The following is a 19,490-nucleotide window of genomic DNA, read 5'->3' on the forward strand; positions in this document are numbered from 1 at the left end:
CATCAATCAATGAAAATAATTTCGATCGATCAACCAGTAAAAATCCACACAAGTTGTTCTTCATAATCTCTTAATGATCTATCTTGCTCTTCGTCAGAGACAAGTTTCAACGCAATAAACTCAACAACTTAACCCAATCAGCTAAGTTCGTTTGCTGTATCGCGTCGGGATGCTGCGTATTCTATACAGTTTATTAAGGGACGCAACCCCTATTTATCAAAATAACTTAAAAATAGAACCGACTGTTTGTTTTTTAAACCAAAATGCTGCTTTTCTCACTTTTTGAATCTTTTTTCTACACTTTCCCATCTAGAGAAGAGCAATTCCCAGCTCACAACCATAGCTATAAAAAGAAAAACCAGCATTAAACTAGCTTTTCTTTTAAATGAATGAACGCATGCATTAGTTTGCTTGGTCAGCCAACCAACTCATAAATCTTTGACGTTCGGCTTTATTTGTATTTTTCCAAAGCTGAATCAGTTGTTGATCTGCTGTATTGCTAGAATCTAAGTTAGCTAGTGAAGCAGCACCTGAAACAACTGCTGCCTGTGTATAAACTGGAGCTGGCTGATTAACTGGTGTTGATTTCTTTTGAGTCAAATCTGTGGCTTTTGCCAAGATACCTCGTCCTAACCAAGGTTTTTGTTCTGTATTTGCACCACTTTGTTGAACCAGCATTTGTTTATTCTTATCGAATAAAGCCACGACAGGTTGTTCAGCATATTTTTTTGCAGCTTCAAAACTCGTTGGTGCGTTTACCAAATCTAATCGGTAATTTTCACCATTTTTTAGCGATGGAGTTTTTAGCGTCACCACCCCAGACTTAACAATATCGTGTTCACCATTCAAGTGTTCAAAATATTGGGTGTAACGCACACTAATACTACTTTCACCTGCATCGACTTTATATTGATTGTTCGCTGAACGGAATAATCCTGTATTAACTTCCTGATCATTTACCGCAAGAATTTTGATTTCTTCAGGTACTGTAATCGTGACTGCCGAAAATGCAGCACCACTGATCATTAATGCGGCTGCAGCAAAAGTTAATCTTAAAGCCATTCTGCTTTCTCTTCTTTCATTGTTAAAATTCAGTTGCACTATGCAATGTATAAATGACGATTTTATGACAAAGCCATTTTTAATACACCAGTATCTTCAAGACTTTGTTGAGATAAGCTTTTCAATTTCACAGATATGAAGTTAAGATTTTTTGAGACATAAAAAAGAGCGTTCAATAACGCTCTCTTTGCCTTTAAGTAAAGAAATGCTTAGTTAAATGTCTTAAAGCGCAGTTTATCATCCATAAAGGTTTTTTCTCCAGCAGGTGCCTCAATTGAACCAAACACCAACTGAGCACGTAATTTCCAGTTTTTAGGAATATCAAAAGTCTCGGCAACTTCATTATCAATCACTGGATGATAGTGCTGTAATGAAGCACCTATATGGTGTTCCGCCAATGCCGTCCACACGGCAAACTGCGCAATACCGCTTGAATGCTCTGACCATGCCGGGAAATGATCCGCATATAATGAAAACTGCTCTTGCAACGATTTGACAACATCTTGATCTTCGAAAAATAAAACAGTGCCATAACCTGCCGCAAAACTATTAATTTTTGTATCGGTCTTTTCAAATGCGTCTTCTGGCACCATTTTACGGAGTGTTTCACGTACGATATTCCAAAACTTGGTATGTGATTCACCATATAGGGTAACAATACGTGATGTTTGTGAATTAAAAGCAGATGGACTATTGCGTACCGCATCTTTAATAATTTCTTCGATTTTATCTTGTGCCAATCGAACATTTTTACCGATTGAGTAAATGCTACGGCGTTGTTTAATTTGCTCTAGAAATGACATGATTTATTTCCCTCTGATTTTTGTTAAACATTATTAGGATGAGTTTATCTTAAGTTAATTCTAGTATGAGTACATGACTAAAAAAGTGACATTGTGTTTTATTTATAGAACAGTTTTATGAAGTATTTTCAGAATTTTATGCCGATTTAAAAACTCAAAAAAGCACCTATTAAAAGTGCTTTATTTATATAACATCAATTAGACCAATATTCTAAATCGATCTCCATCTTGGGAATCATGTTTAGAGCCAGGTTCCTGTTCAATTGAACCAAAAACCAGTTGTGCTCGAAGCAACCACGATGCGTCTATATTAAAATAGTCTGCAACAGCTGAATCTATACTCGGGTTATAGTGTTGCAGGCAAGCTCCGATACCCGAATCAGCCAAGGCCGTCCATACTGCATATTGCGCCATGCCTGAAGTCTGTTCTGACCAGACCGGAAAATCACCCGCATTGAAAGGGATTTTCTTTTGTAATAACTGAATGGTTTGCTGATCCTCATAAAAAAGTACCGTACCAAAACCTGCGGCACACTGCTCTATCTTCATTTCTGTACCGGCAAAAACATGCACAGCAACCAATTTTCGCTGTACATCCTTGACAATGTCCCAAAATTTTTCATGAGACTCACCAAATAACACCACAATACGTGAACTTTGAGAATTTAAGGCAGATGGACAACTTCTTACCGCTTCTTGAATGAGTTCTGCCAAGTAGGCTTGACTATAATGGACCTTTTTTCCAAGCACATAGATGCTGCGACGTTTTTTCAAATGATCAACAAAAGTGAGTTCCTGCATTTCTTCAGCAGCTCTTTTTTTAAGCTTAAAATCTTTGGTGATATCTGACTTCAGGACATGCCCAATTTTCTCTAACAATGCCACAGCAGTACTCCCCAATACGAATGCTAAAGCTTTTAATATCTTTCGATTCTAATTTGTTCCAGCGTACTTCTTTGAATAAGTTATTCTTAGATGTTGTTTTTTAAATCAGTCAATTAGCCTAAAAACAACAAACTCCGCACTTAGCGGAGTTTGTGTGAATTATCACACACTATTTATTTTCAGTTTCAAACAATGCTGCAACAAAAGATTTTGCCGAAAATGGACGTAAATCGTCGATTTTTTCACCCACACCAATAAAACGAATCGGCACATGGGTACGACTGGCAATGTTAAACAGCACACCACCCTTTGCCGTACCATCAAGCTTGGTAATGGTAAGCCCGGTTAAGCCAACCGCTTCATCAAACATTTCAACTTGATTAATGGCATTTTGACCCGTACCTGCATCGACCACCAACATAATTTCATGCGGTGCAGTTGCGTCAATTTTTTGCATTACGCGTTTAACTTTGGTGAGCTCTTGCATCAAGTGGCTTTTATTATGTAAACGCCCTGCAGTATCAGCAATAAGTACATCAATACCTTTAGCACGCGCACTTTCAAAAGCATCAAAAATGACCGAAGCACTATCTGCACCATGACCTTGCGATACCACTGCAATATTATTACGCTCACCCCAAATCTGAAGCTGTTCTGTTGCTGCAGCACGGAATGTATCGCCCGCTGCCAACATGACTTTCTTGCCTTCACCTTGTAATCGTTTTGCCAGTTTACCAATGGTCGTGGTTTTGCCGACACCATTGACGCCCACCACCAAAATAACGAACGGCGCTTTATTTGGGTCAATGTGTAGAGGCTTGACACGTGGAGCCAAAATCGCCAACAGCTCTTCTTGCAAAGCTTTATACAACGAATGTGAATAGATCAAATCACCACGCGTAGTACGCTCGGTTAAATTAGCAATAATGGTTTTAGTCGCTTCAACACCAATATCTGCAACCAGTAATTGCTCTTCAACTTCCTCTAATAATTCATCATCGATTTCTTTACCACCGATCAGAATATTTACCATGCCATCAGCAAGGTTTTTACGGGTTTTAGTTAAGCCCACTTTCATGCGGCTAAAAAAACCACTCTTAGATGCATCATCTTGCTCAGTTTCTGTGGCTACAGGCGCAGAAACAGTTGCTTGTTCTTGTTTTGGAGTTTCAACAATAGGTACATTTACCGCAGGTAAATTCGGTAAAGTGACATCGTCATCCCCGATATCAGCATCAATCAAAAATTTATTTTGCCCATTAGATTGCTGTTGCATGCCGAATCCTTGAAAAGCATTGCGTTGAAAAACAAGGATTCTAGCATAGATTTCCTTTGCAATCCCCAGTAGACGTACAACACACCAAAAACGAACAACTCCGCCTTGCTTTCAAACGGGAATTTCTTAAAAATAACCATAAATACAATTAATCACTTTGGTAAATATTGTGCCCAAAAGTTACTTCTCACTTTTTCCAAAGCTATCTTTTTTTAAAAAATACATTTTACCTATGGGCTTTGCCTTACTCTCAACGCAAAGCGGATGGCTTCATGCCGAGACCCGCAGTGAATTAGCGCGTACCACCTTTGAAACCACGCTCAAAAATGGCTTAAAAGTGATTATTCGTGAAGATCATCGCTCCCCCATGGTGATGACTCAAATTTGGTACGGCGTGGGAAGCAGCGATGAATCAGGGAATTTACTGGGAATTTCCCACGTGCTTGAACACATGATGTTTAAAGGCACCAATAAAGTTCCGAATGACGAGTTTACCCGTTTAAGCCGTATTTATGGCGGCAGCGTGAATGCTTCAACCTTTACCAATTACACCAACTATTATCAGCTTTACCCGAAAACCTATTTACCGATGGCTTTAGAGCTTGAAGCGGATCGCATGAGCAATCTGCTGTTACGGCAGCAAGATTTCGATCCGGAAATAAAAGTAGTAATGGAAGAACGGCGCTTACGTACAGATGACAATCCAAGATCATTGGCCTTTGAACGATTTAAATGGATTACTTATCCAACCAGCCATTACCGGCAACCGGTGATTGGGTATATGAAAAATCTTCAAAACATTCAGCTTGAAGATGTGAAAAAATGGTATCGCGACTGGTATACCCCCAATAATGCCATATTGATTATTGTCGGTGATGTTGATTCTGAAAGCACTTTATTACAAGTGCAAAAGTATTTTGGCGACATCCCGGCCAGAAAAACACCGGCCAGAAATGACGTATTGGAGTTTGACCGAGTGGGTTATCGCCATATGGAACTCAACTTACCTGTACAAGTGCCAAATTTATATATGGCTTGGAATGTACGTTCACTGGTGACCGCGAAAAATCCGCAAGATGCCTATGCACTCACTATTATTAAAAACGTATTAGACAGTGGTATTTCCTCAAGACTCCAAGATCGCTTAGTCCGCGACAGGAAAATTTTGACCGCAGTTAGCGTTTCTTACGACCCCTATAGTCGTGGAGACAGCTTACTCAGTATTTCCGCATTACCTACGGATGGTGTGAGTTTGCAAGAGGCTGAAAAAGCCATTCAAAATGAAATTGATTTATTAAAGACTGAACTGATTAAACCCAAAGAAGTTGAACGTGTAACGGCTAGATACGTGGCTAACTTGGTTTACAGCCAAGACGATATTGCGGGACAAACCAAAATGATCGGCAACTTAGAAATCAATGGTTTAAGTTTTCGCTTAATGGATCAACTTCCAAAGCACTTTGAAACCGTAAGCCCTCATGATATTCAGCGCGTGGCAAATATTTATTTTACCCGTGACAATCTCAGCACTTTATATCTTTCTCCCGAAAATAAAGCACAATAACGGAATTTTACATGTTGAAGCTACACCCTCTGGTTTTACTCGGCTCAATTATCTGTGTCCAATCTACACTTGCCGAGGTAAATTTAAATAGCATGGGCGATGAAAACCCGACGCATTTAACCTCGATTCCCCTGTTACAAAGCTTAAAAATCAATAATAAACAACTTCAATTTAATGCGCCTTATGTTCATGAACTGAAAAATCGCTATAAAGTCCGTACCCTGTTTGTTGAATCACAAGATCTCCCTATGGTGGATATCCAACTGACATTTAATGCAGGTGCCGCACGGGATGAAGAGATCGCTCCAGGTTTGTATGGGGTTGCCAATATGGCAGCAAAGCTGATTGATGAAGGCACAGAAAAGTATACTGCTAACGAAATTGCGAGTGCTTTTGAACAAGTTGGCGCGCAATTTAGTGCTCAAGCTTATCGGGATATGTTCGTTGTAAAACTAAGGGTGCTATCAGATCCGAAAAAACTTGAGCCGGCACTAGGCATGATGATGGAAATTTTAAATCATGCGACTTTTAAAAAATCGAGTATTAATTTGGTATTAAGCAATACCCAAGTAGGTCAAAAGCAGATCCAGGAAAGTCCAAGCCGGATGATGAATGTTCAGTTTTATCGTGCTTTGTATGGAAAACATCCCTATGCAGAACCGATTACCGGAACACAAAGCAGTATTAGTAAAATCACCCCAGTACAACTGAAACAATTTAGTGATCAATTTCTGGTGGCACAAAATCTGAATATCGCCATTACTGGCCAGCTCAGCTCCAAACAAGCCTTACAACTTTCTGAACGGATTGCAGGAAACTTAAAACAGGGGCAAAAAGCCAAGCCGCTGGCTCAACCAGTCCATAAATCAACTTTTGATATTCGCCACCTTACTTTTAATTCCAGTCAAGCACATGTGACTATGGGGCATTTAGGCACCACACGCTTTGATCCAGATCGTTTAGCTTTAGAAGTGGCCAATCAAATGTTCGGTGGGAGTGGTTTTAATTCTGTCTTGATGAAAGAACTGCGGGTTAAACGTGGCTACACCTATGGGGCTTATAGTTCATTTTCATTCAGCCAAGTTCCGGGGACTTTTAGTTTTAGTTACTCAACCCGACAAGACCAACTCCTCGAGAGTATGCAAGTCGCTCATCAGGCTTTAGTGAATTTTGTGACACAACCAATTGATCAAAAACAGCTGGAGGAAACCAAAGCTGGCATGTTACGGGCTTTTCCAAATAATTATAGTAGCAATGCCAATATCAATGCCCAGTTAGGCTCAATGGGTTTTTATAATCAAGCGGCCGGTTATTTGAATGAATACCCAACCTTATTAGAGAAAATTACCGCTCAAGATGTACAAAATTCGATTCAGAAACATCTTCATCCTGAACGCTTAACCCTTATTGTGGTCAATAACAAATTAGATAAACGGGCTTTGGAAACCACACTCAAGCAAAATTTACTTCCACAGGTGCCAAAGCTTGCTACACCTTCAATAGAGCAAATACCTAAAACGATTATTGCTCCACCTGCAAAGGAGATAATTGATGTGCCTGCTTCATTTCCAACTGATGCGCCTGCATCAATTTAAGGTATTGAGCATAAGGAACCTGAGGCTGCTGCATCAGGTGCAAGGCCATTTCTTGGGTATCAGGATAATTGGCTTGAGATGAAAGTTTCACAATATTTTCAAATTGTGAAACTGAAATTGGTCGATGCAGGGCAATTAAAGCCAGCGTTAATATAATGGCGATAATCGTAACAATGAGCACGTTATAAACATTTTCCAGCTTTATTTCAGATTTTAATTGAACAATTTTTTGTATAGCGATATGCATAACCTACCTCGAACTCAAGGTAGTGTAGGGTGCGGTAAAAATAAGTACAAGCAGATTTGCTCAATTTCAAAGCACTTGCAGCAGAAATTGAGCAATCCTCAAGTGCTTATCCTATTACGTTTCTGATCACGGCAAAGTAAAGTACCAACGCAATAATCCCTAAAACAAGCGCAATCGCAAAAACCCCGACACCTCTTTCTGAATCAACTGGATGCAGTTCATCATCATCCGCGACACGCTTTAACTCGCCATTATAAATATCATAAAATTGTTCACGTTGTTGTGGATCCAACTGACGGGTAAAATCGTAAACTCTTTTACGCTGAGCTAAACAAAAATCACCTAAGTGAATTTCTTGATGAAAAACTGCTTCGTCTAAATTTTTGCGATGTTGATGAGCCAGTTCAACAATTTGAGCGGCTGTTGGAGGCAAATCAAAATTCAAACCATCTAATGTTTTTGTCATGTTATTCTCCTTATAGTTACGAGTTTCCGTATATCCATATTAATAAAAAATCATTTAGTGCATTGTTTAATCATGTAAACTTGAATTAATAAGAATGACCCACATATATTGTTTGACAATTCAAGTCAAATGTAATATTACTTTAACAATAGCTAGTTAAATTAGTATCAAGACGAACTTAAAAGTCTTAGCTTTAGCAATCATAATTACAATAAGGAGTTTAATATGATTCAACAACTCTCTCACCAAGACTTAGAACATGCATATGCAGATGCAGTAAATACTATTCAATCACAAATGAATTTTGCAGATGCAGTTCAAAAATTGGAAGATGTCGCTCGTGCTGGGCATGGTAAAGCAGCATTGTTCCTGGCGGAACTTTATTATCAAGGTTTCCGTGTAGAACGTGATTCGCTAAAAGCCCAATACTGGCAGAATTTAGCCACTATGCAAGCTTAATAAAACGTCACTAAGGTGGCGTTTTTTAATGCCTATTGTTTTTAAATACATATTTCCTTACATAGTTTCTCAAAGCTTACACTGAACTTTAATCTAAATTTCCTACAATAGCTCCTGAAGTCACTAGATGCTTTTGGTATGAATCAGATTAGATCTTTACACCTTATTCCTAAAGACTTGTTCTTTAAAATTACGCTTTTAAAGTCGATGACGTATTGCGGTGTACTTTGGGGTTTATATCACCAACAAGGCTGGGCAATGATGTCTGACCATGAAGACTATATTTTTCCATTTTGGCTGAACAGTGTTCAAGCACATAAGTATGCCCAATTACATTGGCCCGACTATACGCCGCGTAAAATCACCCCTCATGATTTTCAAGAATCTTTGCTGCCGACATTAACGCGTTTAAAAGTCACCCCTGCTTTATGTAATTCTTCAAGTCGAAAATTTAAATTGACCACTCAACAAATGCGTCATTTCTTTTTCTCTGAATCTTTGCAACCTGCTTAGGCAGTTGTGCAAACTATTAAAGCGAAATACAGAGAAATATAAAATTAAGTTTCTGACTTGAATAGTATTGGCATTTTTCTCATTTCGCGCTAAGTTTAATGTCAAATAACAAACAATAAAGGATGACAGTAAATGACCAATGTAGCACAAGTTATTCAGGATAAAATTGAACAAACTATTTTTACGATTAGTCCTGAAGCAACTGTACTTGAAGCAATTTCACTTATGGCAGATAAAGGCATTGGTGCAGTTGTGGTCACTGACCAAGATAAAGTAGTCGGTATTCTTTCTGAGCGTGATTACACACGTAAGGTTATGTTGATGGAACGTACGTCTAAAGAAACTTCAGTCAGTGAAATTATGACTGCAAAGGTATTAACAGTTACCAAATCGACCAGTGTTGAAGATTGCTTAGGCTTAATGACCGATCGCCATTTGCGCCACCTTCCGGTAGTTGAAAATGACAAACTTATCGGCTTAATCTCGATCGGTGACTTGGTTAAAGCCGTCATGGATGATCAGCGTAAACTCATTGATCAGTTACAACAATATATTGCTAGTTAAATGCTTAAATCTAATAAAAAACCTCTCGTAATGAGAGGTTTTTTTAATCCACCTAAATCTCCCTTTAACAAAGGAGACTTTTACTCATCCCTTTAAAAAAACAGAGGAGAAAGTCCTTCTTTTTATAAGATGAACCCTATATGACACAAGAGAGATTTTTATAACTAATTCAAACCTAATTTTGCAGCCACATAGTCAGAGTCTTTATCATCACGACCGGATAAGTTCACTATCATTTTCACATCTTTAGCCATTTTTGGTGCTTCACATATCGCTATGCTACTGCATGTGAACTTTCAAGCGCAGGAACAATACCTTCTACACGCGACAATGTCATAAAGGCATCCAAGCCTTCCTGATCTGTTGCGGTTGAGTATTCCACTCGCCCCAAGTCTTTCAAAGAAGCTGTGTGTTGGGCCCCTACACCCAAATAATTCAGACCAGAAGCAATTGAATGCACCGGCAATGGCTCACCTTGCTCATCTTCAAGCACATAACACGCCATGCAATTGACTCGGTTTACCCAAAGTCAAGGTTGCCGAATGCATATTGAATCCAAACCATGTCCTGCAGGTTCAACCCCCACAAGTTTCACATCTGGTTCATTTAAAAATGCGGTGAAAGCATCCATCGCATTTGAATCACCACCGACACAGGCCACGATATAATCCGAATTCGAACAGAAACGGTCTTGAGTCTGCACTTTTAATTTCATCGACGATAATGAACTGGAAATCACGCACCATTTTGGGAACTGGATGCAGACCCACCACTGAACCCATGGCATAGATGACCTTTTTCGGATCTTTGAGATATTTATCAAACGCGCTGTCCACAGCATCTTTTAAAATTTCAGTCCTGCGTGTGACTGAAATCAGAGTCGCGCCCAAAATTTTCATTTTCACAACATTTGGATGTTCTTTTTCAATATCCACTTGTCCCATGTGAATTTTACGCGGAATACCGACTAACGCACATGCCCTAGCCAAGGCCACACCCTGCTGCCCTGCAACTGTTTCAGTAATGACTTTGCTTTTACCCATATATTTGGCAAGTAAAGCCTCACCTAAACAATGGTTATTTATGTGCGCGCCAGGGTAGTTTAAATCTTCACGTTTCAATAGCTTTGTGCACTACTCAATTGATCCGACAGATGTTTGGCATGAAACAATGGACTTGGACGAACAACATAATTGGCAAATAAAGCTGCCAATTCATTTTGAAATTCGGCCGTATGACGAATTTGCTCATACGCCACATTAATTTCATCCATCACTTTTTTAAATGAGCTGGAATAAACTGACCACCGTATTGTCCAAAGAAACCTTCTTCATTTGGCAGTGGGATACCATTAATTTGATGATCTATTTTCCAATTTCTTTATTTAGCACCAACGCATTGAGTTTTATTATGTTTAGCGAGCTAAATATTTTGTCATATCTTCCACACCTTTCAAGGTCATTGGATACATATGATTTTCAAAAATCTGCTTAATTTGACCAATGGTATGGGTGTAATGCCAATAACGGTCTTCTTCAGGATTAAGCCATGCGGTTTTTTCAAAATGCTGACGTAAACGCTGCAACCAGACATTGCCCGCTTCATCATTCATATATTCAACAGAACCGCCCGCCGAGCTTAGCTCATAGGGGGCCATACTGGCATCCCCAACGACAATCACCCGATAGTCCCGGCCATAGGTATTGAATAAATCCCAGGTATTCATACGCGTGTTAGAACGACGAATATTGTCCTTCCACACATAATCATACAAACAGTTATGGAAATAAAAATACTCTAAGGTTTTAAATTCGGTTTTGGCCGCACTGAATAATTTTTCACATTGCGCGATATGCGAATCCATTGATCCACCGACATCAAACAACATTAAAACTTTAATACGGTTGCGACGTTCTGGCACCAACTGCACATCTAAAATGCCTTGCTTGGCAGTTTCGCGAATGGTGCTATTGATATCCAGTTCTTCAGCTGCACCTTGACGCGCAAATTTACGCAAACGGCGCAACGCCATTTGCATTTGGCGTGTACCTAAAATTTGATCATCATCGAGGTTTTGATATTTACGCTGTTCCCAGACTTTAACAGCAGAACGTTTACGACCCGGCCCGCCAATACGCACACCTTCAGGATGATCACCATAGGCACCGAATGGCGATGTACCACCCGTACCGATCATCTTGTTACCACCTTGATGCTTCTTGTGCTGTTCACGAAGACGCTCTTCCAGCATCTTCATCAGTTCTTCAAGTGAACCGGCTTTTTTAAGTTCTTTGCGCTGCTCAGGAGTGAGATGTTTTTCCAGAAGCTCAAGATCAAACCAGTCCTTCGGCAATTTATGTACTTGATTGAGCAAATCATCCAGATCAAAAGTTGAGATGCCATCAAAGTAATCTTTCATTGCCCGGTCAAACTTGTCGAAGAAACGCTCATCTTTGACCATGACTGTTTTTGCCAGTTGATAGAACTCGTCCTGATCGGCAAAAACCAGACCTGAAGCCACTGCTTCATTCAGATCAATCAATTCACGCGTCGATACCGGTACGCCGTAACGTCGCAAAGTATAAAACAATCGCACAAACATGGGCGATGTCTCCTTAACGTCGTGACATAAAGGCTAAACGTTCAAGCAACTGGACATCTTGCTCGTTTTTAATCAGCGCACCATACAGCGGTGGAATGGCTTTCGATTTGTCATGATTACGCAGGATATCTTCAGGCATGTCATCTGCCATCAACAAGCTTAACCAGTCAATCAGTTCAGACGTTGACGGCGGTTTCTTTAATCCCGGAATTTGGCGCAGCTTGAAGAATACTTGCAATGCTTCATTAACTAAAGCCGTAGAGACTTGCGGAAAATGCACATCAATAATTTCACGCATGGTCGCTTCATCAGGAAATTCAATATAATGGAAGAAACAACGGCGCAAGAATGCATCCGGCAACTCCTTCTCATTGTTTGAAGTAATAATCACGATTGGACGTTGTGTCGCGGTAATAGTTTCCCCTGTTTCATAAACAAAGAAGGACATTTTATCCAGTTCATGCAATAAATCGTTTGGAAACTCGATGTCTGCCTTGTCAATTTCATCAATTAACAATACACAGCGCTCTTCACTGGTGAATGCTTCCCACAATTTTCCAGGTTTAATATAGTTTTTAATATCATAAACACGATCATCGCCCAGTTGGCTATCACGCAAGCGTGAGACTGCATCGTATTCATATAATCCTTGCTGGGCTTTGGTGGTGGATTTGATGTGCCAGGTAAGCAATTTTAAACCCAAACTTTCAGCGACCTGTTCTGCAAGTAAAGTTTTACCTGTACCCGGCTCACCTTTAACCAAAAGCGGTTTTTGCAGTGCGCGCGCAGCTTTTACAGCAAGTTTTAAACTATCAGTCGCAATGTACTGATCTGTACCAGAAAATTGTTGAGTATCCACAGACATAATTTAACCTTATTGTTTTACTTAAAGCGGTGAACTATTTTTGTTGACTACAAATTTTGCTTTGTTGGCGGTATATCTTGACCATAAATAGCCAACCACCAGACCAAGTCCCACAACAAATAAGATAAGGGAAGCATTTGACCAGACCAAAGCAGTTTCTTTGGTTAAAACGCCAAATAACAGCCCAAAAATTGCTGGGGCGATGGAAGCATTATTCCCTTCAGACACCGTAGGCGTAAGTAAAATCGCAAATCCAACGATCCATGTGATTCCACCCAAAGGTTGAGGCAAACGTTTTGCAATCGCATACCAAGCCCAAAGAATAATAATACTTCCCAATACATAAACCGTGACAGCGATGCTATCTTCAGGAATTGAATCTAGTAGTGAAAGAAAACTATTCATCGTGCAACTCCTGAATCGACTTTAGGCACCGCGCAACCCTTCTGGGGCAGCTTGATTAGGATTGATCAAACCTTCTGGCGGCACTTGAATAAAAAAGCCTTTAGTTTGAATGGAGTCAATCACATGCAACACATTTACACGTGCCAATTTACGGCTCTCAGAGAGCTCTAAATCCATCACAAAAGTCGCACGACCGAATGCAACACGCATCGGTTCAGGCAAAACCTCAAGCGGACTGGCTGCTTCAGCTTCGTTTTCAGTTGGCTCAGGACGGGCAATGTAAAGATACATTTCATCTTTTTTGCTAGATTTGAAAATTGAACAATGCATAGTTGAAACAGTACTCATAAAACTTGGCTTAAGCATACAGCAAAAAAAAGACCGATACATTAGTGATTATTAACGCATCAGTCTTGATTTTGTATAAACGATAATTCTTTAATCAATCTGTTTAAAAATTATTCCATCACCTTCATTTGGGTAGATAGATATTGCTCGTCAGCATGCAGAACATCAATTAATGGCTTGGTTAACAGGTCATAACGCCAACCCAAAAGATAGGCAGGCAAATCCTGTTCGTCATTATGAAAAACTACATGTTGATACAGTGCATTCAGCCATTTTTTACGCATCAATACTTCTTTCGGTACGGTGGTTTCTTCTACTACAGCCTGAATAACTTTATCAACTTTTTCACCAATATCTTTAGATGAATGACGAATTGGACGTGCCATACGAAGTGGCCATTCCGCCTGCTCAGGCAAGAATTTCAATAAATCTAAAATGGTCTTCCCATGATCACGCACAATATTCTGACGAATATCTTTAATTCCTGATAACTGAAAATGATTACGTGGATTCTTTTCCACCAAATCAATCATGGTTGAATTTTTCAGAATAAAGCTACGTGGATAATTTAACGCTTTAACCATCTGTTCACGCCACACAGCCAGCTGTTGCAACTGCATCAGTTGACGGCGTGAATGACGGTAATTGCCCACATCATGGTAGAGCAAATCCAATGGGGTTTCTTGCCCAATTTCATGGGTCAGATGACGGCAATCTTCGAGTGCAAACTCAAGTAAATTTTTCTCAGTTAATTCATGCTGAATTTTATTAGATAAATTCATCAAATACAGCACATCATTGGCGGCATAAGTCAGCTGTTCTGGGCTAAGCGGACGTGCCAGCCAATCAGATCGTGTCTGATCTTTATCAATATCGACATCGAGTATCTGTTTTAACGCATTTTGATAACTGACTTGCAATCCGTGCCCTAGAAAAGACAACCCCACTTGGGTATCAAAAACATTGCTTAGGCTTTTTTGCTGTGCATAGTAGTAAATTAAATCAATATCTTCACTACAAGCATGGAAGACATTTTGATGTGCTTGAAATATTTTTTTCCAAAATGCAGACAAATCCAGACTTGTCCCATCGAGCAAAAAGACCTGACTTGCAACATTAATTTGAAATACACCCAATTTAGGCCACAGGGTATCGACTTTGATGAATTCTGTGTCTAATCCATAAATGGATGTCTGACCCATCAAATGCAAAATATTTTCTAAGTCTTTTTGTTGCTGAATGAACTGAAACATATTACCGAGTCTAAAAGCAGATTCTTTTAAAAAGTATATTAACCGATATATAGCATTTAGATATAACAAAATTTACGTTTATAAAATATATTGCTTTAATTTAGGTATTTCTTTTAAATAATAAGCATTTTTTATATGTTTTTTATATAAGTTTAGATTTCAATCAAGCAAACGCTACTAAAGTCTTGGTTTACTCTTTAAATGATAAAATAAGCACCTAGGTACTTATTTCATACGCATACGATTATGAACCGCCTGACTTAAGGTATGGCTATCGACATATTCAAGCTCTCCCCCTTGAGGAACACCTTGAGCAATCCGGGTCATCTGGAGAGGTAGATGCTTGGTTGCTTCCACCAGATAATGTGCAGTCGCCTGACCTTCCACGGTTGCATTGGTTGCCAGTATTACTTCAGAAACGTTGCCTTGACTTAAGCGCCGAATCAAATACGGAATTCCGATTTCTTCAGGACCAATACCATCTAGCGGCGACAAATGCCCACCCAGTACATGGTACTTGCCACGAAAACTGCCACTTTGCTCAATCGCCATGACATCTGCAGGTGATTCGACCACACATAACAGCTGATCATCGCGTTCATGGGACAAGCAAATATCACAGACTTCATTTTCAGTCAGTGAATGACAAATGCTACATTCATGGATATAGGTGGTTGCTTCATTTAAGGCATGTGCCAAGCCGACTGCACCTTCCCGGTTTTTCATGATCAGGTGCAATGCCATGCGCTGAGCCGATTTCGGCCCAACACTTGGCAAAATACGTAAAGCTTGTACCAGTTGATCAAATCGATCACTAAACACTAAACGTATTCCTTAAAATAAACCGGAAAGGCCTGGTGGCAAGCCCATACCCGAGTTAGCCGCTTTCATTCGCTCTTCAGAAACCGCTTCAGCTTGACGCGCAGCATCATTCATTGCAGCAGCGATCAAGTCTTCAATCATGTCTGCATCGTCTTGAAGCAATTCAGGGCTGATTTCGATACGTTTTACTACGTTACGGCAAGTCATGGTGACTTTCACCAAACCACCGCCTGCTTCAGCATGAACTTCTGTTTGAGCAAGCTCTTCTTTGGCTTTTTTCATGTTGTTTTCAACATCTTTCTGCATGCGCTGTGCTTGCTGCATCAACATATTAATGTTCATAAAATTCTCCGAACAATCAATTTCTAAATCGATATTTATAAAAAGTTAGATTAAATCTAAACCACGACTAATGTCGCGAATAATATCATCAATATCTTCTAAACCAACAGATATACGAATTAAACCTTCACGAATACCGGCAGCTTCTTTCGCTTCTGCTGAGAGTTTACCGTGAGTTGTGGTAGCAGGATGCGTAATTGTCGATTTCACATCACCTAAATTACCGGTGATTGAAATAAATTGGGTATTGTCGATGACTTTCCAAGCTCCTTCACGACCGCCTTTTACTTCAAACGAAACAATACCGCCAAAACCGCTTTGTTGTTTCGCTGCAAGTTCATGACCCACATGCGAAGTTAAACCGGCGTAGTACACTTTTTCAACTTTTGGATGAGTATTTAGAAATTCAGCCAGTTTCTGTGCATTTGCAGAATGTTCACGCATACGTAAACGTAAAGTTTCCAAACCTTTCAAGAATACCCACGCATTAAATGGACTCATGGATGGGCCAGTGGTACGCACATAACCAAATACTTCTTCAAGCAGTTGGTGATTACCCACCACAGCACCGCCTAAAGCACGGCCTTGACCATCAAGGTATTTAGTCGCGGAATAAACCACCAAATCCGCACCAAATTTAATCGGTTGTTGCAATACCGGGGTACAGAAGCTGTTATCAATTGCTAGTAATGCACCATTGGCATGGGCAAGGTCTGCCAAGGCTTGAACATCAGCCACTTCAGCAAGCGGGTTGGATGGAGATTCTACAAACAATAGTTTGGTTTCAGGCTTAATGGCATTTTTCCATGCTTGCAAATCTGTCAAATCAACAAAATCAACAGTTACGCCAAATTTAGCTACGTATTTTTCGAACAAAGATACAGTCGAACCGAATACCGCACGTGAACAGATGACATGATCGCCCATTTTCAAATATGACATTGCAACAGCCATAATTGCTGCCATACCCGAACTGGTTGCCACAGCACGTTCAGCACCTTCCAAGGCAGCTAAACGTTTTTCAAACATCGCTACAGTCGGATTGGTAAAACGTGAATAAATATTTCCCGGTTCCTGACCTGAAAATTTAGCGGCTGCCTCTGCTGCATTTTCATAAACAAATGAAGATGTCAGGAAAATTGGCTCGCTGTGCTCGCCTTCAAAACTGCGTGTATGACCTGTACGAATGGCTAAAGTATCTAATTGGTATTCAATGTCGTCTTGTTGGCTCATTTTTCCTACCCAGTCCTGCTGCCTTTACTAATAATTGCCAACATTTTGAGCGCCTATAGCATTTAAGGTCAAGGTATAATGCATAAATATCGCCTACACTTCGATCAATCCACTCATATGTTAGCAGTACCCGCAATGATTCAAGTTAAAAATAGAATTGCCAAACATAGAAACAAACTCAAAAACCTGTCAACGAGTTTGTTCAATTCAAAATCGCTGATTCTATCGCAAACTACGCCCTATGAAATCATTGCAGAATATAAACAAAGCCGTGTACGTTATTACGCTTCACCAGATAAACAATATAAAGAACCGTTAGTCTTTGTGGCCCCGCTTGCAATCAACATGGCGATTTATGACCTGTATCCCTATCGCTCATTGGTAAAACACTTTCAACATAGTGGTTTTGATGTCTATTTAATCGAATGGGGTCAATATAACTATAAAGATCGCTTCCTCAATTTTATGTCATTTATTGACGATGCCATTCCACATTGCATTGCAAAAATTCGTCAGCATTCCAGTAGCGATGAAATTTCACTGCATGGCTGGAGTATGGCCGGTGTATTTGTGATGCTATATACCGCATTACAACAACCAAATTTTGTCAAAAACCTGATTGTACTGGGTAGTCCAGTGGACAGTTATGCTTCAGGTCGTATTGGTAAACTGTTTCAAAAGGCCAATCAACTGATTGCTAAAAATAAAGCCCTGCAAAACAAGATCTATTCTGAAATCTTACCCAAATCCCTGCTCCATACTCCGGGATTACTGAATGCTTTCGGTTTTAAAATTATTGATCCTATAGGATGGGTACAAAGCCAAAAGCAGTTTTTAGCGAACCTTGATAACCCGCAAGCTTTATACGAACATGCCACTATGGGCAATTTTTTAAATCGTATGATGGACTACCCGGGCGGTATCAATCAGGACATGATTTTTAATATCTGGCTAAAAAATCCGCTCAAAAATGGCATTATCCAATTACAAGATAAGAATATCGAATTAAAGAATATTGAGTGCTCTGTACTGGTGGGTGCGGGTCGTAGCGATCAGATCGTATCAGCAGCAGCGGTTAAACCTTTAATTGAATTGACAAATAGCCAGGATGTCACGTTTACTCTTATCCCGGGAGGTCATTTAGGGTTGATGTCGAGTCAATCTAGTGCCAATGAATTCTGGCCATTTATGACCACCTGGCTAAAACACAGATCAAGCAAAATATAAAGGATACATCATGATTCAGTCAGTTGCATTCATCGGCTTAGGGGCTATGGGTTACCGCATGGCAGCCCATTTTCCTCAACATTTCGACACGGTCTATGTATGGAACCGTAATTTCGAAAAAGCCAAACAGCATGCAACTGAATTTGGCACGCAAGCAGTCGAACTTGAACAGGCAGTTCAAGCCGACGTTATTTTTTCTTGCCTGCCAACCAGCAGAGAAGTCGAAGAGCTCATTGCCAGTGTCAAAATTAAATCTGGCGCTGTATGGGTAGATTGCACCAGTGGTGTTCCTGAATCGGCAAAAAAATTGGCAACACAATTAAAAGAACAAAATATCGATTTCCTTGATGCACCCGTCAGTGGGCAAACCATTGGCGCTGAAAATGCGACCTTAACGGTAATGATTGGTGGTGAAACTGCTGCTTTTGAACAGGCCCTGCCTGCAATTCGAGCCTTTGGCAAACTGATTAAACATGTGGGTGGCCCGGGTGCAGGATTTGCAGTGAAAGCAGTAAACAATATGTTATTGGCTGTAAATCTTTGTTCAGTGGCAGAAGGCTTTACTGCACTCAAAGCACATGGCGTAAACCTAAACGAAGCATTGGATTGTATTAATGCATCCAGTGGTAAAAGTGGCGTAACCGAAACAGTTTTACCGCAGCGTATTTTAAACCGTAGTTTTCCGTTGACCTTCGCGCTACCATTATTAGCCAAAGATACCGGTATTGCTTTAGACTTGGTTCGTGAAGCTAGACTGTCTGCGCCAGTGATTGCCCTCACCCAAAGTTTAATTCAAGCTTCCAGTGATTTAGCAGAAAAAGACAGTGACTTTTCTAGCGCTGTAAAAATGTATGAATCATGGAGTAAAATTACACTTGAGTAATAACTCGCCATTGAATAATGATAACGAAACCTAATATTGTGGTTATGTGTTATACACAATGTTCTTACAGAGGAAA

Annotated in this window: 21 protein-coding genes and 1 pseudogene; 7 read left to right on the forward strand and 15 right to left on the reverse strand. The window is 39.9% G+C overall.

From position 1 onward, the window contains the following. Positions 1-402: 402 nt before the first annotated feature. The 4 genes from ACP69Y_RS04670 to ftsY all read right to left on the reverse strand — a co-directional run bounded on the left by ACP69Y_RS04670 (position 403) and on the right by ftsY (position 4,026). Positions 403-1,062: a DUF2057 family protein gene (locus tag ACP69Y_RS04670; protein WP_425916594.1), complete on the reverse strand. Its 660-nt coding sequence runs from the start codon at positions 1,060-1,062 to the stop codon at positions 403-405. 209 nt (positions 1,063-1,271) lie between these two features. After that, positions 1,272-1,865: a nitroreductase family protein gene (locus ACP69Y_RS04675; protein ID WP_425916596.1), complete on the reverse strand. Its 594-nt coding sequence runs from the start codon at positions 1,863-1,865 to the stop codon at positions 1,272-1,274. Positions 1,866-2,063: 198 nt separating this feature from the next. Then, a complete protein-coding gene (locus tag ACP69Y_RS04680) occupies positions 2,064-2,750 on the reverse strand; it encodes a nitroreductase family protein (RefSeq protein ID WP_425916598.1) in 687 nt (228 codons plus the stop codon). Between the two features lie 169 nt (positions 2,751-2,919). Next, positions 2,920-4,026, reverse strand: a complete 1,107-nt coding sequence (gene ftsY / locus ACP69Y_RS04685; protein ID WP_425916600.1) for a signal recognition particle-docking protein FtsY — start codon at positions 4,024-4,026, stop codon at positions 2,920-2,922. A 232-nt stretch (positions 4,027-4,258) separates the two neighbouring features. Between ftsY and ACP69Y_RS04690 the strand changes: the two genes are divergently transcribed. Together ACP69Y_RS04690 and ACP69Y_RS04695 are read left to right on the forward strand one after the other, a co-directional pair. Further along, a complete protein-coding gene (locus ACP69Y_RS04690; protein WP_425916602.1) occupies positions 4,259-5,590 on the forward strand; it encodes a M16 family metallopeptidase in 1,332 nt (443 codons plus the stop codon). Between the two features lie 11 nt (positions 5,591-5,601). Then, positions 5,602-7,185 carry an insulinase family protein gene (locus ACP69Y_RS04695; RefSeq protein WP_425916604.1) on the forward strand — a complete coding sequence of 528 codons (1,584 nt, stop codon included), beginning with the start codon at positions 5,602-5,604 and terminating at the stop codon, positions 7,183-7,185. On the opposite strand, the gene ACP69Y_RS04700 is transcribed toward ACP69Y_RS04695, so the two are convergent. Beyond that, complete coding sequence (locus tag ACP69Y_RS04700; RefSeq protein WP_425916606.1) at positions 7,112-7,432, reverse strand: hypothetical protein; 321 nt, start codon at positions 7,430-7,432, stop codon at positions 7,112-7,114. The two genes, ACP69Y_RS04695 and ACP69Y_RS04700, sit on opposite strands and share 74 nt — an antisense overlap. A 106-nt stretch (positions 7,433-7,538) precedes the next feature. After that, entirely contained in the window at positions 7,539-7,898 is a 360-nt protein-coding gene (locus ACP69Y_RS04705) for a hypothetical protein (protein ID WP_425916608.1), read from the reverse strand. Between the two features lie 225 nt (positions 7,899-8,123). On the opposite strand from ACP69Y_RS04705, the gene ACP69Y_RS04710 reads away from it, so the two are divergent. The 3 genes from ACP69Y_RS04710 (at position 8,124) to ACP69Y_RS04720 (ending at position 9,434) form a co-directional block, all read left to right on the forward strand. Next, a complete protein-coding gene (locus ACP69Y_RS04710) occupies positions 8,124-8,357 on the forward strand; it encodes a hypothetical protein (protein ID WP_067865878.1) in 234 nt (77 codons plus the stop codon). 138 nt (positions 8,358-8,495) lie between these two features. Further along, positions 8,496-8,870 (forward strand): DUF2750 domain-containing protein, encoded by a 375-nt coding sequence (locus ACP69Y_RS04715; protein WP_425916610.1) that lies wholly within the window; start codon positions 8,496-8,498, stop codon positions 8,868-8,870. Positions 8,871-9,002: 132 nt separating this feature from the next. Continuing rightward, on the forward strand, positions 9,003-9,434 hold the full coding sequence (locus ACP69Y_RS04720; protein WP_425916612.1) for a CBS domain-containing protein: 432 nt from the start codon (positions 9,003-9,005) through the stop codon (positions 9,432-9,434). A gap of 164 nt (positions 9,435-9,598) precedes the next feature. Here the strand turns inward: ACP69Y_RS04720 and trpB are convergent. From trpB to ACP69Y_RS04765, 9 genes and pseudogenes are all read right to left on the reverse strand, one after another. Then, a pseudogene (gene trpB, locus ACP69Y_RS04725) lies at positions 9,599-10,802 on the reverse strand (tryptophan synthase subunit beta). Between the two features lie 46 nt (positions 10,803-10,848). Continuing rightward, positions 10,849-12,036, reverse strand: coding sequence for a vWA domain-containing protein (locus tag ACP69Y_RS04730; protein WP_425916614.1), 1,188 nt, complete (start codon positions 12,034-12,036; stop codon positions 10,849-10,851). Positions 12,037-12,049: 13 nt separating this feature from the next. Further along, the gene (locus ACP69Y_RS04735; protein ID WP_425916616.1) at positions 12,050-12,901 is read right to left on the reverse strand and encodes an AAA family ATPase; all 852 of its coding nucleotides are present in this window, start codon (positions 12,899-12,901) and stop codon (positions 12,050-12,052) included. A gap of 21 nt (positions 12,902-12,922) precedes the next feature. Continuing rightward, positions 12,923-13,306 (reverse strand): hypothetical protein, encoded by a 384-nt coding sequence (locus ACP69Y_RS04740; protein ID WP_131214347.1) that lies wholly within the window; start codon positions 13,304-13,306, stop codon positions 12,923-12,925. 21 nt (positions 13,307-13,327) lie between these two features. Next, on the reverse strand, positions 13,328-13,636 hold the full coding sequence (locus tag ACP69Y_RS04745; RefSeq protein WP_131291061.1) for a YcgL domain-containing protein: 309 nt from the start codon (positions 13,634-13,636) through the stop codon (positions 13,328-13,330). 128 nt (positions 13,637-13,764) lie between these two features. Continuing rightward, positions 13,765-14,907: a ribonuclease D gene (locus tag ACP69Y_RS04750; RefSeq protein WP_425916618.1), complete on the reverse strand. Its 1,143-nt coding sequence runs from the start codon at positions 14,905-14,907 to the stop codon at positions 13,765-13,767. A 225-nt stretch (positions 14,908-15,132) separates the two neighbouring features. Next, the gene (gene recR / locus ACP69Y_RS04755; RefSeq protein ID WP_425916620.1) at positions 15,133-15,729 is read right to left on the reverse strand and encodes a recombination mediator RecR; all 597 of its coding nucleotides are present in this window, start codon (positions 15,727-15,729) and stop codon (positions 15,133-15,135) included. A gap of 12 nt (positions 15,730-15,741) precedes the next feature. Then, entirely contained in the window at positions 15,742-16,071 is a 330-nt protein-coding gene (locus ACP69Y_RS04760; protein ID WP_425916622.1) for a YbaB/EbfC family nucleoid-associated protein, read from the reverse strand. Positions 16,072-16,116: 45 nt separating this feature from the next. Next, complete coding sequence (locus tag ACP69Y_RS04765) at positions 16,117-17,304, reverse strand: O-succinylhomoserine sulfhydrylase (RefSeq protein WP_425916624.1); 1,188 nt, start codon at positions 17,302-17,304, stop codon at positions 16,117-16,119. A gap of 135 nt (positions 17,305-17,439) precedes the next feature. Between ACP69Y_RS04765 and ACP69Y_RS04770 the strand changes: the two genes are divergently transcribed. Both ACP69Y_RS04770 and ACP69Y_RS04775 read left to right on the forward strand, forming a co-directional pair. Continuing rightward, a complete protein-coding gene (locus tag ACP69Y_RS04770) occupies positions 17,440-18,531 on the forward strand; it encodes an alpha/beta fold hydrolase (RefSeq protein WP_425916934.1) in 1,092 nt (363 codons plus the stop codon). A gap of 10 nt (positions 18,532-18,541) precedes the next feature. Continuing rightward, positions 18,542-19,414, forward strand: coding sequence for an NAD(P)-dependent oxidoreductase (locus tag ACP69Y_RS04775; protein ID WP_425916626.1), 873 nt, complete (start codon positions 18,542-18,544; stop codon positions 19,412-19,414). Positions 19,415-19,490: the final 76 nt, after the last annotated feature.

The organism is Acinetobacter sp. TSRC1-2 (assembly GCF_049895885.1).
Taxonomy (GTDB): Bacteria; Pseudomonadota; Gammaproteobacteria; order Pseudomonadales; family Moraxellaceae; genus Acinetobacter.

Coding starts and splice junctions, on each gene's coding strand:
- ACP69Y_RS04670 (WP_425916594.1), bottom strand. CDS start 1,062: ATGGCTTTAAGATTAACTTTTGCTGCAGCCGCATTAATGATCAGTGGT.
- ACP69Y_RS04675 (WP_425916596.1), bottom strand. CDS start 1,865: ATGTCATTTCTAGAGCAAATTAAACAACGCCGTAGCATTTACTCAATC.
- ftsY (WP_425916600.1), bottom strand. CDS start 4,026: ATGCAACAGCAATCTAATGGGCAAAATAAATTTTTGATTGATGCTGAT.
- ACP69Y_RS04690 (WP_425916602.1), top strand. CDS start 4,259: ATGGGCTTTGCCTTACTCTCAACGCAAAGCGGATGGCTTCATGCCGAG.
- ACP69Y_RS04695 (WP_425916604.1), top strand. CDS start 5,602: ATGTTGAAGCTACACCCTCTGGTTTTACTCGGCTCAATTATCTGTGTC.
- ACP69Y_RS04700 (WP_425916606.1), bottom strand. CDS start 7,432: ATGCATATCGCTATACAAAAAATTGTTCAATTAAAATCTGAAATAAAG.
- ACP69Y_RS04705 (WP_425916608.1), bottom strand. CDS start 7,898: ATGACAAAAACATTAGATGGTTTGAATTTTGATTTGCCTCCAACAGCC.
- ACP69Y_RS04710 (WP_067865878.1), top strand. CDS start 8,124: ATGATTCAACAACTCTCTCACCAAGACTTAGAACATGCATATGCAGAT.
- ACP69Y_RS04715 (WP_425916610.1), top strand. CDS start 8,496: ATGAATCAGATTAGATCTTTACACCTTATTCCTAAAGACTTGTTCTTT.
- ACP69Y_RS04720 (WP_425916612.1), top strand. CDS start 9,003: ATGACCAATGTAGCACAAGTTATTCAGGATAAAATTGAACAAACTATT.
- ACP69Y_RS04730 (WP_425916614.1), bottom strand. CDS start 12,036: ATGTTTGTGCGATTGTTTTATACTTTGCGACGTTACGGCGTACCGGTA.
- ACP69Y_RS04735 (WP_425916616.1), bottom strand. CDS start 12,901: ATGTCTGTGGATACTCAACAATTTTCTGGTACAGATCAGTACATTGCG.
- ACP69Y_RS04740 (WP_131214347.1), bottom strand. CDS start 13,306: ATGAATAGTTTTCTTTCACTACTAGATTCAATTCCTGAAGATAGCATC.
- ACP69Y_RS04745 (WP_131291061.1), bottom strand. CDS start 13,636: ATGCATTGTTCAATTTTCAAATCTAGCAAAAAAGATGAAATGTATCTT.
- ACP69Y_RS04750 (WP_425916618.1), bottom strand. CDS start 14,907: ATGTTTCAGTTCATTCAGCAACAAAAAGACTTAGAAAATATTTTGCAT.
- ACP69Y_RS04760 (WP_425916622.1), bottom strand. CDS start 16,071: ATGAACATTAATATGTTGATGCAGCAAGCACAGCGCATGCAGAAAGAT.
- ACP69Y_RS04765 (WP_425916624.1), bottom strand. CDS start 17,304: ATGAGCCAACAAGACGACATTGAATACCAATTAGATACTTTAGCCATT.
- ACP69Y_RS04770 (WP_425916934.1), top strand. CDS start 17,440: ATGATTCAAGTTAAAAATAGAATTGCCAAACATAGAAACAAACTCAAA.
- ACP69Y_RS04775 (WP_425916626.1), top strand. CDS start 18,542: ATGATTCAGTCAGTTGCATTCATCGGCTTAGGGGCTATGGGTTACCGC.